The organism is Pseudomonas sp. AC247 (genome assembly GCF_979258015.1).
Map to the genome: position 1 here is coordinate 392,808 of NZ_OZ409829.1, position 11,922 is coordinate 404,729.

At 60.2% G+C, this 11,922-nt stretch carries 13 protein-coding genes; 2 read left to right on the forward strand and 11 right to left on the reverse strand.

What is annotated here, in order from left to right:
* Positions 1 to 12 precede the first annotated feature (12 nt).
* The 11 genes from ACZZ0B_RS01915 to ACZZ0B_RS01965 all read right to left on the reverse strand — a co-directional run bounded on the left by ACZZ0B_RS01915 (position 13) and on the right by ACZZ0B_RS01965 (position 9,747).
* Positions 13 to 504: a DUF2878 domain-containing protein gene (locus tag ACZZ0B_RS01915; protein WP_463544263.1), complete on the reverse strand. Its 492-nt coding sequence runs from the start codon at positions 502 to 504 to the stop codon at positions 13 to 15.
* Positions 497 to 1,762: a class I SAM-dependent methyltransferase gene (locus ACZZ0B_RS01920; RefSeq protein WP_463544264.1), complete on the reverse strand. Its 1,266-nt coding sequence runs from the start codon at positions 1,760 to 1,762 to the stop codon at positions 497 to 499. The genes ACZZ0B_RS01915 and ACZZ0B_RS01920 overlap by 8 nt, the downstream gene beginning before the upstream one ends.
* Positions 1,749 to 2,564, reverse strand: coding sequence for a DUF1365 domain-containing protein (locus tag ACZZ0B_RS01925; protein ID WP_463544265.1), 816 nt, complete (start codon positions 2,562 to 2,564; stop codon positions 1,749 to 1,751). Before ACZZ0B_RS01925 ends, ACZZ0B_RS01920 begins: the two co-directional genes overlap by 14 nt.
* Positions 2,561 to 3,808: an NAD(P)/FAD-dependent oxidoreductase gene (locus ACZZ0B_RS01930; protein WP_463544266.1), complete on the reverse strand. Its 1,248-nt coding sequence runs from the start codon at positions 3,806 to 3,808 to the stop codon at positions 2,561 to 2,563. Before ACZZ0B_RS01930 ends, ACZZ0B_RS01925 begins: the two co-directional genes overlap by 4 nt.
* On the reverse strand, positions 3,805 to 4,587 hold the full coding sequence (locus tag ACZZ0B_RS01935; protein ID WP_463544267.1) for an SDR family NAD(P)-dependent oxidoreductase: 783 nt from the start codon (positions 4,585 to 4,587) through the stop codon (positions 3,805 to 3,807). The genes ACZZ0B_RS01930 and ACZZ0B_RS01935 overlap by 4 nt, the downstream gene beginning before the upstream one ends.
* On the reverse strand, positions 4,584 to 5,006 hold the full coding sequence (locus ACZZ0B_RS01940; RefSeq protein ID WP_463544268.1) for a nuclear transport factor 2 family protein: 423 nt from the start codon (positions 5,004 to 5,006) through the stop codon (positions 4,584 to 4,586). Before ACZZ0B_RS01940 ends, ACZZ0B_RS01935 begins: the two co-directional genes overlap by 4 nt.
* Positions 4,999 to 6,444 carry a deoxyribodipyrimidine photo-lyase gene (phrB, locus tag ACZZ0B_RS01945; RefSeq protein WP_463544269.1) on the reverse strand — a complete coding sequence of 482 codons (1,446 nt, stop codon included), beginning with the start codon at positions 6,442 to 6,444 and terminating at the stop codon, positions 4,999 to 5,001. The genes ACZZ0B_RS01940 and phrB overlap by 8 nt, the downstream gene beginning before the upstream one ends.
* A gap of 16 nt (positions 6,445 to 6,460) precedes the next feature.
* On the reverse strand, positions 6,461 to 7,402 hold the full coding sequence (locus tag ACZZ0B_RS01950; protein ID WP_008086156.1) for a MerR family transcriptional regulator: 942 nt from the start codon (positions 7,400 to 7,402) through the stop codon (positions 6,461 to 6,463).
* Positions 7,402 to 8,364: a YbgA family protein gene (locus tag ACZZ0B_RS01955; RefSeq protein ID WP_463544270.1), complete on the reverse strand. Its 963-nt coding sequence runs from the start codon at positions 8,362 to 8,364 to the stop codon at positions 7,402 to 7,404. Before ACZZ0B_RS01955 ends, ACZZ0B_RS01950 begins: the two co-directional genes overlap by 1 nt.
* Before the next feature lie 181 nt (positions 8,365 to 8,545).
* On the reverse strand, positions 8,546 to 8,764 hold the full coding sequence (locus tag ACZZ0B_RS01960; protein WP_008086152.1) for a TIGR02450 family Trp-rich protein: 219 nt from the start codon (positions 8,762 to 8,764) through the stop codon (positions 8,546 to 8,548).
* A complete protein-coding gene (locus ACZZ0B_RS01965) occupies positions 8,761 to 9,747 on the reverse strand; it encodes an NAD(P)/FAD-dependent oxidoreductase (RefSeq protein ID WP_008086150.1) in 987 nt (328 codons plus the stop codon). Before ACZZ0B_RS01965 ends, ACZZ0B_RS01960 begins: the two co-directional genes overlap by 4 nt.
* Before the next feature lie 197 nt (positions 9,748 to 9,944).
* On the opposite strand from ACZZ0B_RS01965, the gene ACZZ0B_RS01970 reads away from it, so the two are divergent.
* Positions 9,945 to 10,847 carry a TIGR01777 family oxidoreductase gene (locus ACZZ0B_RS01970; RefSeq protein ID WP_463544271.1) on the forward strand — a complete coding sequence of 301 codons (903 nt, stop codon included), beginning with the start codon at positions 9,945 to 9,947 and terminating at the stop codon, positions 10,845 to 10,847.
* Positions 10,848 to 10,860: 13 nt separating this feature from the next.
* Positions 10,861 to 11,886, forward strand: a complete 1,026-nt coding sequence (gene hemH / locus ACZZ0B_RS01975) for a ferrochelatase (RefSeq protein WP_463544272.1) — start codon at positions 10,861 to 10,863, stop codon at positions 11,884 to 11,886.
* Positions 11,887 to 11,922: the final 36 nt, after the last annotated feature.

Here is an 11,922-nt window from a genome sequence, read left to right on the forward strand (position 1 = left end):
TCTGACAGACGCTCAGTGCGCCAAACGCCGAGCCATTGTGTGCAACAGCGGAAACAGCAGTGCCCAGAGCAGGCCGATACCGATCAAAGTGGGCAGTTCGCCGAAGGGAAATTGCACCCCGGCCAAGTGCCCGCCGCCGTAATACGACAACGCGCCACCGACCGCGCCCAACCCACTTGCCAGCCACCAGGGCCGGCCACTCCATTGCAGACAATGACGCAAGGTGGTTGCGAGCAACGCCCACAGCAGCATCAGCCACAACGGAATCAGTGGCGATTGATCCTGAAACTCAAACACTCCTACCGCACGCAAAACGCTATCCACCGCCGTGCCGACAATCACTACGCAAAGAATCAAACGCCCTTCAGCCGCCCAACTGCTGATCCAGCTCAAATGCACCACCAGTACCGCCAGCGCCAGCAACAACCACAAACTGTTCCCGCCAATTACGCAGGTCAGCCAGCCGATCTGGAACAGCACGGCATTGGCAACACGCTCAAGCATCGAAGCGGCCAAGCAGTGGCGCAGTCATCGCGGCAGGTTTGGCCAGCAGCAATTGCGCGGTGCCGATGGTGCGTTCGAGAAATCCTCCTTCGCAGTAGCACAGGTAAAACTCCCACAATCGCAGGAAATAATCGTCGTAACCCAACTCGGTCAAACGACCATGGGCACGGCGAAAGTTCTCGTGCCACAGGCGCAGGGTCCTGGCGTAATGCAGGCCGAAATCTTCCATGTGCAGCAGGTTCATGTCGGTGTCGCGGCTGACCACTTCGAGCATCTTCTGTACACAGGGCAGGGCGCCGCCGGGGAAGATGTAGCGTTGAATGAAATCGACGCCGCGTTTGGCCTGTTCGTAGCGCTGCTCGCGGATGGTGATCGCCTGGATCAGCATCAAACCGTTGCTCTTGAGCAGGTGCGCGCACTGTTTGAAGTAGGTCGGCAGGAAGCGATGGCCGACCGCTTCGATCATTTCGATCGACACCAGTTTGTCGTACTCGCCGGTGAGGTCGCGGTAGTCCTCCAGCAGCAGCGTCACTTGATCCTGCAAACCCAGTTGTTCGATACGCTGGGCGGTGAAGGCGTACTGCTCTTTCGACAGTGTCGTGGTGGTCACGCGGCAACCGTAATTCTGCGCGGCGTAAAGCGCCATGCTGCCCCAGCCCGTGCCGATCTCCAGCAAATGGTCGCTGGGCTTGAGCGCGAGCTTCTGGCAGATGCGCTCGAGTTTGTTCAACTGCGCCTGTTCCAGGGTGTCTTCGGGGGAGAGGAACTGCGCCGCCGAATACATCATGGTCGGGTCGAGAAATTGCTCGAACAGATCGTTGCCAAGGTCGTAGTGCGCGGCGATGTTTTTCTGCGAACCCTTGCGCGTGTTGCGGTTGAGCCAGTGCAGGCCTTGCACCAACGGCCGGCTGAGACGGGCCAGGCCACCCTCCATTGCATCGAGCACGTCGAGGTTGCTGACGAACACGCGCACCACCGCCGTCAGGTCCGGCGAACTCCAGTAACCGTGAATAAACGCCTCGCCCGCGCCGATCGAGCCATTGCTGGCGACCATGCCCCAGACAGCCGAATCCAGTACATGGATTTCCCCGAGCAATGCACTGCCCGGCGTGCCGAACATCAAGCGTTCGCCATCCTCGACCACCAGCAACTGCCCGTGTTTGAGCTGACCCAATTGGCGCAATACGCCACGGCGCAGCAGCGATCCGGTCAAACCGTTAGTGCTGAGCCGACTGACCGACAGGCTAGAGGATTTCATGGCGGTGCTCCTTGGGAGGCACAGTGGCGGTTTTAAAGCTGCCGTTGGCAGCCTGATGAGCAAAGATCGGTGCGCGTTTGAGCAGCAGCCGTAGCGCTTGCCAGTAAATCGCTAGAGCGGTTTTCGCGGTCATCCACGGGAAGCGCCGCAAGTAACGATGCAAGCTGTGACGGTCGAGGCTTTCGCGTTGCAGATTGAGCGTCGCGTCGAACAGTTTGTCCTCGCCCTGCCAGTCGGCCATGTGCACGCCGAGGGTTTGTGCGGCGGGGCTGAAACTCATGCGGTATTCGAGATCACGCGGCAAAAACGGTGACACGTGAAACGCCTTGGCCACCGCAAAATGTTGATGCAGATCTTGCCGGCTGACCGGTGCGCGCGCCGGCAACACGTAGTGATAACGCTCGCGCCATGGCGTGTTGGTGACTTCACAGACAATTGCCGCCAGTTGCCCGTCGGCTTCGTGGCAATAGAAAAAACTCACCGGATTGAACGACAAGCCCCAACTGCGCGCCTGGGTCAGCAGGCAGACTGAGCCCTGTGGTTCGCGGCCGATGGCCGCGCCGACCAACTGGCGCACGGCATCGATCAGGCTTACGCCGCGACTGGTAAAGGTCTTCAGGTAATCGGTCTCGCGAAAAGAAAACGGCGCAAAGCGGCTGCGCCCCGCCAGCGGCGATAACGCCAGCACCGCGTCCTGCTCGCTCAGGTCGAGATAGAGCAAGCCGATCTGGTAGCGGAATGCATGCTGGCGCGGCGAAAAGCGCCGATGGCCGATCCAGCCGCCGTACAGGGCGCTGTTCATAAGGTTTCCCCGAACGCCGAGGCCACGCGCAAGGCGCTGACCACGCCGTCTTCATGGAAACCGTTGGCCCAATAGGCGCCGCAATAATGCGTGTGTTGCGCACCGTCCAGTTCCGTCCAGCGATGCTGTGCCGCCACCGCCGCGAGGCTGTATTGCGGGTGGGCGTAGGTGTATTTAGCGAGCACTTTGAACGGGCTGATGCCGGCACTCTGATTGAGGCTGACGCAGAACGTGGTATCGCTCTGAATGCCTTGCAGAATGTTCATGTCGTAAGTGACTGCGGCGTGAGTATGGCCGGGGCCACCGAGGCGATAGTTCCAGCTGGCCCACGCCAGTTTGCGTGTCGGCAGCAGGCGTGTGTCGGTGTGCAGCACCACTTCGTTATCGGCGTAGGGCAGGGCGCCGAGGATTTCGCGTTCGGCATCGCTGGGGCTGGCGAGCAATTGCAGCGCCTGATCGCTGTGGCAGGCGAACACCACTTTGTCGAAATGCTCAAGGCCGGCCGGGCTGTGGATAACCACGCCGTGCTCATCGCGATCGACGCGCGTCACCGGGCAACTGAGGCGGATCTTGTCTTTGAACGAAGCGCTCAGCGGCGCCACGTAGGCGCTGGAACCGCCTTCGATGACCTGCCATTGTGGACGATCACTGACCGACAACAGCCCGTGGTTCTTGAAGAAGCGCACGAAGAACTGCAGCGGGAATTTGAGCATCTCGGCCATCGGCATCGACCAGATCGCCGCGCCCATCGGCACGATGTAATGCAGGATAAAACGCTCGCCGTAGTTGCCTGCTTTCAGGTAGTCGTCGAGGGTCATGTCGCTGGCGATGCGCAATTCGGCGAGGTCGCGCTGGGCTTCTTTATTGAAGCGCAGAATGTCGCGCAACATGCCCCAGAACCCCGGCGACAACAGATTGCTGCGCTGGGCGAACAGGCTGTTGAGGTTGTTGCCGTTGTATTCCAGGCCGGTGTCCGGATCGCTCACCGAGAAACTCATTTCAGTCGGTTTGAACGCCACGCCGAGTTGGCCGAGCAAACGGATGAAATTCGGGTAGGTCCAGTCGTTGAACACGATGAACCCGGTGTCCACCGCGTACTGCTGGGCGTCGACCGTCACCTCCACCGTATGCGTGTGGCCACCGACCCAGTCGCTGGCCTCGAACACGTGCACGTCATGTCGACGATTGAGCAGGTAGGCGCAGGTGAGCCCGGCGATCCCGCTGCCGACGATGGCGATTTTCATGCTGGATCCCGCAGCGGCGGCGACTTGCGCACCATGCGCTTGCCGATCGCCAGTTGCAGCCTGGCGGGGAGTTTCGACAACGGCCACAGCGCGGCCATGAACAAGGCCGGAAAGGCGATTTCCAGCGGACGGTCCTTGAGTTTGGTGAAGATATGCCGCGCGGCTTTATCCACAGGCCAACTGAGCGGCATCGGAAAATCGTTCTTGGCGGTCAGCGGCGTTTCGACGAAACCGGGGCTGACCACGGTGACTTCAATGCCTTCGTCCGCCAGGTCGATGCGCAGCGATTCGAACAGGTAACGCAGCCCGGCTTTCGATGCGCCATAGGCTTCGGCTCGCGGCAGCGGCAGGTAGGTCACCGAACTGGCGACGCCGATCAGGTGCGGCGCGGTGCCTTTGCGCAACAAGGGCAGGGCAGCTTCGATACAGTAGCTGCTGGCGAGCAAATTGGTGCGCACCACGTGCTCGATGATCGAGGCATCGAATTGCTTGGCGTCGACATATTCACAGGTGCCGGCATTGAGAATCACCGAGTCCAGCGAGCCCCAGATCTCGGCGATCTGTTCACCGATTTCGCGCACGGTCCGGCTGTTGGTCAAATCCCCCGGCACCACCAGCACCTGGCCGGGATAGCGCTGCGACAAGACCTTGAGCGGGGCGATCTGGCGAGAACTCACTGCCAGGTGCGCACCGGTTTTCAAAATTTCTTCAGCCAGCGCCGCGCCGATGCCACTGCTGGCCCCGGTCAACCAATAACGCCGTGGAGGTGTACGACTCATCCCATTCTCCTTTTTAGCCAGGCGATCACCCGGCCCAATACGGGTAAATGCTCATACAACAGCGCCCCGGCATCGAAGTAATCCCGGTGGCGATAAACCTTGTCGCGCCAGAGCAGATGCGAGCAGCCGCTGACGCGAATCACCTGGCCACCCGCCAGACGCGGGTGGCGATAACTCATGACCCAGCGCAGATAACCTTCGCCGTCGCCGATCTGATCGAAGCCATGAAAATCAAAACGCAACTCGCTGACATTGGCGTACAGCTCGCTGAAATAATTGTGCAGTTGCTTCAGTCCCTGCACTTCGTGCAATGGGTCGGTGAAATGAATGTCATCGCTGTACAGCTCGCCCAGGCGGTGCAGGTTGTCTTTGTTCAACTCGCAGAATTGTTGGGCGAAGCGGCGCAGGAACTCACTCATCATCGCCCTCCATTACCGTGCGCGATGGCAGGCTCTTGAAGGCGGCCAGTGCGCGCTCGCGTGAGGCGCTGAGGTTGACGATGGGCGACGGATAATCGGCGACGCCAAACAGCCCGCCGAGGCTCGCCGGGTTGTGGATTTGCTTTTTGTTCAGCCCGGCCAGTTCCGGTAACCAGTGCTTGATGAACAGGCCTTCGCTGTCGAATTTCTCCGACTGGCTCAGCGGGTTGAAAATCCGGAAGTACGGCGCGGAGTCGGTGCCGGTCGATGAACTCCATTGCCAGCCACCGTTGTTCGCCGCCAGGTCGCCGTCGATCAGATGGCGCATGAAAAAGCGTTCGCCTTCGCGCCAGTCGATCAACAGGTTTTTGGTCAGGAACATTGCCACGACCATGCGCAGACGGTTGTGCATCCAGCCGGTTTCGAGCAATTGGCGCATCGCCGCGTCGATGATCGGCAGGCCGGTGCGCGCTTCTTGCCAGGCGGCAAGCTCCTCTGGCGCATCACGCCAGGCCAGCGCCTCGGTTTCCGGGCGAAAGGCACGGTGACGCGAGACCCGCGGATAACCAACCAGAATGTGTTTGTAGAACTCGCGCCACAGCAGCTCATTGATCCAGGTGACCGCACCGACCTTGCCGCTTTCGAACTCGCCCTGATTGCTTTGCAGCGCGGCGTGCAGGCATTGGCGTGGCGAGATCACGCCCGCCGCCAGATAGGCGGAGAGTTGACTGGTGCCGGGTTTGGCCGGGAAGTCGCGTTCGCTTTTGTAGTAATCGATTTGCGCGTCAGCGAAGGTGTCGAGGCGGCGCCGCGCTTCTTTTTCACCCGCCGGCCAAAGCGCTTGGAGGGATTCGCTCGGGGTGGCGAAGCCTTTGACCGAATCAGGTATCGGGTCGCTGTCGATCTTGAGTTTTGCCTGCTTGCCCGGCGCCTTGACCAGCGCCGGCATCGAGCGGTGCAGGCGTTCGTAACAGACCTTTCTGAACTGGCTGAAGACCTTGAAGTAAGTGTCGGTCTTGGTCAGCACGGTGCCAGGTTTGAACAGCAACTGATCGAGGTAGCTGTGAAACTCAATGCCCTCGGCCCGCAGGGTTTCAGCCACTGCAGCATCGCGACGGCTTTCGTGCACGCCATATTCTTCATTGACGTGAACCGCTTCGACCTGCAGTTCGCGGCACAGTTTGAGCAGTTCCGCCGGGGCGTGATCCCAATGAGTGGCGGTGCGAATCAACAAGGGAATGTTCAGCGCGTCGAGGCTTTGGCTCAGTTCTTTGAGATTGCGCAGCCAGAAGTCGACCTTGCATGCGGCATCGTCGTGATCCAGCCATTGCTGCGGGCTCAACAAGTACACGGCCACGGTCGGGCCGCGGGCTGCGGCGGCCGCGAGGGCGGTGTTGTCGTGTTGGCGCAAGTCGCTGCGCAGCCAGATCAATTGCATGAGATTAAATCCATCATTAAATCAGCCCACACTGAACGAGTGCCTGGTGCGCCGAGAGCGGATCTTCAGCCAGGTACACATCAGTGATCTCGGAAGTTTTTACGGACAACTCGGCGTGGTGGATGCACACCGTTGGTCCGACAATCATTTTTGGACAACTGACTCCGTTCAGTAGCTTGGGGAGCTGCGCCAGGTTCATGGCTTTGCTGGAATACAGCAGTACGCCACGAGCCTGCAGGTGTTCGACCGCCAGCGCCAATTCGCCGGCCGGTAACGGCCAGTCGAAGACTTGCACCGGGCAATCGGCGCTGCTGATCAGCCACGCGCATAGCCACAGATGAGGTTCCAGTGACAGGTCGGAATGGTTGATCAACAGCAAGGGCGCGGCGTGTAACTGACGATTGTTATGGTAGATGCGCGCGCCGAATTTGCTGCGTAACCAGGAAAAAAAGAACACGCGCTCCATCTGTGCACCAAATTGGCCCTGCCAACGCTGTTCGAGGTCGGCCAGCAGCGGCAGCAGCAACTGCTCGCACAAGGTGCGCGGCGGGTAGAGCGCCATCGCTTGATTGACGCTGTCGTCGAGGTTGCGTTCGTTGAGCTGGATGACCGCCGCCAGCAACGTCTGGCGCAGCGGGTGCCAATCGTTCTCCTCGGTGGGCGTGAAGGCTTGCGGGGTGTCGAGCAGCGGCTTGACCTGACTGACCGCGACGCCACGGTTGAGCCAGGTCAGGATGGTCAGAATCCGTTGCACATGTTCGGCCGAATACAGCCGATGTCCCTTGGGTGTGCGTTGCGGGATGACCAATCCATAACGTCGCTCCCACGCGCGCAGGGTGATCGCGTTGACGCCGGTCTGTCGCGCAACTTCGCGGATCGGCAGCCAGCCTTCGTCGAGGGCTTTCTTGAAGTCGGCGCCGAGGTCTTCCTGGGCGCTGGAATCGGGTTTGTCGTTCATCAGATGGCGTTTCGCAGGCTGAGGTTTTCCGGGTGCGGCTGCAGGTAAACCTGTTGCGCGATGTACGGATCGGGGTGTTGGCGAAAGTGATGCTTGAGCAGCGTCAACGGCACCACCAGCGGCACGATGCCGAGGCGGTACTGGCCGATGACGTGGACCATTTCCTGTTTGTCTTCGGCGCTGATCACTTGCTTCAGATATCCACTGATGTGCAGCAGCACGTTGCAATGAGTGCCGCGCGTGGCGCATTTTTTCAGCGCCGCCATCAACTCGCTGAAATAACGCGGGCCGAGTTCGGCCGGATCGCTGTCGGCCATGTTGCCCAGTAGTTTGCCCAGTGCTTTGTATTGCAGCGGGTTGTGCGCCATCAGCTGGTATTTGTAGCGCGAGTGGAATTCAGTCAGCGCGCGTCGGCTGAGGCCGTCGGCGAGGACTTGCTGCCAGGCACTGTAGGCGAAGACGCGGGTGATGAAGTTTTCCCGCAGCACCGGATCGTTGAGGCGCCCGGCTTCTTCCACCGGCAAATCCGGATGCTGTGCGCAGAAGGCCTGGGCATAAATGCCGCGTCCGCCGCCATTCACCGGCGCGCCGTTGGCGTGGTAGACCTTGACCCGTTCCAGCCCGCAGGACGGCGATTGCTGCATGAAGATGTAACCGCAGATGCCCTCGAGTTCGGCGGCCATTTGCTCGCCGTACGCCGCCAGTGGCTGGGTGACGTTGATCGCCGGATTCACTGTGCCGATGGCTTCAGGATTGTCGGGATCACCGACGAGGCGGATCGGCTCGCGGGGAATGCCGAGGCCGATGGCGACTTCCGGGCAGACCGGGGTGAAATCGAAATATTCAGTGAGGGTGCGGCTGCACAGGCGTGATTCCTTGTGTCCGCCGTTGTAGCGCACCTCGGCACCCATCAGGCAGGCGCTGATGGCGATTTTCGGTTTGGCGGCGGGAAGGGCGAGCATAAGCACCTCGAATCTAAACCTGTACAGAGATCAATCTCTGTACAACATTGGCTTAGCATAGATTCAAAGGTGTACAAGTCAAATTGTTTGTACAACTTTCTGTAGGAGCTGCCGAAGGCTGCGATCTTTTGATTTTGCTTTTACAACCACAAGATCAAAAGATCGCAGCCTTCGGCAGCTCCTACATGAGCCAACCGATTTTCCAGTGAGTGCTGTTTTGTAGCGCTTGCCAATCGAGGCGTTCAACGCGTTTGGTCAGCACCGCTTGTAACTCGATTTCCAGCACCGTGCCTTCCTCATCTCGGAACAGCTCGGTCACCAGAAAGTGTTTTTCACGGTTCTGCGGGTGGGCTGCTGTCCATTTCGACAGCAGCAATTTGCGCGGGTTGATGCGGTTCATTGCAGGTGTTCGTGCAGGCGACGCGCAGCCTCCTGACCACTCAGCCATGCACCCTCCACGCGCCCCGACAGGCACCAGTCGCCGCAGGCGTACAAGCCCAGATCGGCATCGGCCAGCGTGCCCCATTCATGACCCGTCGCCGGGCGGGCATAGAGCCAGCGATGGGCGAGGCTGAAGCTCGGTGCCGGCATCGCGCTGTGCAGCAGTTCAGCGAAAGCGCCGTGCAGTTGCTCGATCACCGCTTCCTTGGACAGGTCGATGTGTTGCCGGCTCCACGCGCTGGTCGCATGCAGTACCCAGGTGTCGAGGGTGTTGTCGCGCCCCGGTTTGCTGCGGTTGCGCGCCAGCCAGTCGAGCGGGCTGTCTTGCACAAAGCAGCCTTCGATCGGTGTATCCAAAGGCGTATCGAAGGCGAGGGCGACGGCCCAGGTCGGGTCCATTTTTACTCCGGCAGCGGCGCCGGCGAGTTTCGGCGCAGCGGCCAACAAAGCAGTGGCCTGTGGCGCTGGCGTGGCGATCACCACATGGCTGAAAGGGCCGTGCGTGAAGCCCTCGGCATCTTGCAAATGCCAGTGCTGTTCACCCCGGAAAACCTCGGTGATGCGGCAGGCGAAATGCACTTCCAGACCGTCAAGCAAGCCACGGGTGATGGCGCTCATGCGCGGCGCGCCGACCCAACGGGTCTGCTCGTCCGGCGACAGGTTCAGTTGCCCGCCCTGATAGGTATAGAGCTGCGGCGTCCACTCGGCGACCCAGCCCTGGCTTTGCCAACGCTGTACCTCGGTGACGAAGCGGCGGTCGCGGGCGGTGAAGTACTGCGCGCCCAGGTCCAGCGAGCCGGCGTCGCTGCGTTTGCTCGACATGCGCCCGCCGCTGCCACGGCTTTTATCGAACAGTTGCACGGTATGCCCGGCCTCTGTCAGAGCCTGGGCGGCGGAGAGTCCGGCGATGCCGGTGCCGATGATTGCGATAGGTACAGTCATAGGGGCCTCGTTTACCTTTCTGTACAGACTACGCCGTGATTGAAACCTGTACAATTTTGTTTTCTGGTATAACTTCTAGCGTTCTCGTTCTGACAGCTTGGCCTATGGTTAAACAATAGAGCCTGCCCGATAGAAAAGATCCCTGCTTTTAAAAATAGACTAGTGATCCGGGTTAAACGCCACGCGAGGAAGATGTCATGCACATATTGCTGACCGGCGGTACTGGTTTGATCGGACGTCAGCTCTGCCGGCACTGGTCGGGGCAGGGCCATCGCTTGACGGTGTGGAGTCGCAAACCGGAGAAGGTTGCGAAGATCTGCGGTGCGCAGGTGCGTGGCATTGCGCGTCTCGAAGACATTGGCGAAGAACCGCTGGACGCGATCATCAACCTTGCTGGTGCACCGATTGCCGATCGGCCGTGGACCCATCGCCGCAAGGCGTTGCTGTGGAGCAGCCGCATCACCCTGACGGAATCCTTGCTGGCATGGCTGGAAACCCGATCACAGAAACCGGCGTTGCTGATTTCCGGTTCAGCGATCGGCTGGTACGGCGATGGCGGTGAACGCGAACTGACGGAAGAATCGCCGCCGGTGATCGACGATTTCGCCAGTCAGTTGTGCATCGCCTGGGAAGAAACCGCGCAACGTGCCGAAGCGCAGGGCATCCGTGTGGTGCTGGTGCGAACCGGGTTGGTGCTGTCGGCCGAGGGCGGCTTTTTGTCGCGGTTATTGCTGCCGTTCAAGCTGGGTCTGGGTGGGCCTTTGGGCAATGGCCGGCAATGGATGCCGTGGATTCATATCAACGACCAAATCGCCCTGATTGATTTTCTTCTGCATCGCGATGAGGCCAGTGGTCCTTATAATGCGTGCGCGCCAAAACCTGTGCGCAATCGCGAATTTGCCAAGACGCTGGGCAGCGTTTTACACCGCCCGGCGTTCATGCCGATGCCGACGCTGGCACTGAAAGTCGGCCTCGGCGAGATGTCTTTGTTGTTGCTCGGCGGCCAGAAGGCTACGCCGGCACGCTTGCTGGAAGCGGGTTTCACTTTCCAGTTCACGGATTTACGCGCGGCCCTGGATGATCTCTCCAGCCGCCTCTGAAATAGGACGTTGCATGACCGATCACGCTTTGCTTCTGGTCAACCTGGGTTCCCCGGCCTCAACCTCTGTGGCCGACGTGCGCAGCTACCTCAATCAGTTCCTGATGGACCCATACGTGATCGACCTGCCCTGGCCGGTGCGGCGTCTGCTGGTGTCGCTGATCCTGATCAAACGCCCGGAGCAGTCGGCCCACGCCTATGCGTCGATCTGGTGGGAGGAGGGCTCGCCGCTGGTGGTGCTCAGCCGTCGTCTGCAACAGCAGATGAAGGCGCAGTGGACTCAAGGCCCGGTAGAACTGGCGATGCGTTACGGCGAACCGTCGATTGAAACCTGCCTGCTGAAACTGGTCGCGGCGGGGCATAAGCGCATCACGCTGGCGCCGCTTTATCCACAGTTCGCCGACAGCACCACGACCACGGTGATCGAAGAAGCCAAGCGAGTGATCCGCGAGAAGAAGCTCGAGGTGAAATTGTCGGTGCTGCAGCCGTTCTACGATCAGCCGGAATATCTGGATGCGCTGGTGGAAAGCGCCAAGCCGCATTTGCAGCAGAATTACGATCACCTGTTGCTGAGTTTTCACGGTTTGCCTGAGCGGCATCTGACCAAGCTTGATCCGACCGGCAATCATTGCTTCAAGAATGACGACTGCTGCAAGAACGCCTCGCCGGCGGTCATGGCGACCTGTTATCGCGCGCAATGCCTGCGCACGGCGGCATTGTTTGCCGAGCGCATGGGCCTGCCGGATGGCAAATGGTCGGTGTCGTTTCAGTCGCGTCTGGGGCGGGCGAAGTGGATCGAACCGTACACCGAAGCGCGGCTGGATGAACTGGGTAAAAGCGGCGTGAAGAAGTTGCTGGTGATGTGCCCGGCGTTTGTTGCCGACTGCATCGAAACGCTGGAAGAAATTGGTGATCGCGGCAAGGAGCAGTTCCGCGAAGCGGGGGGCGAGGAGTTGGTTTTGGTGCCGTGCCTGAATGATGACACGCATTGGGCGAAAGCTTTGGCGACTCTCTGCGAACGAGCGCCGCTGGCGTTGTGATGATCGTTCCCACGCTCCGCGTGGGAATGCCTCTAG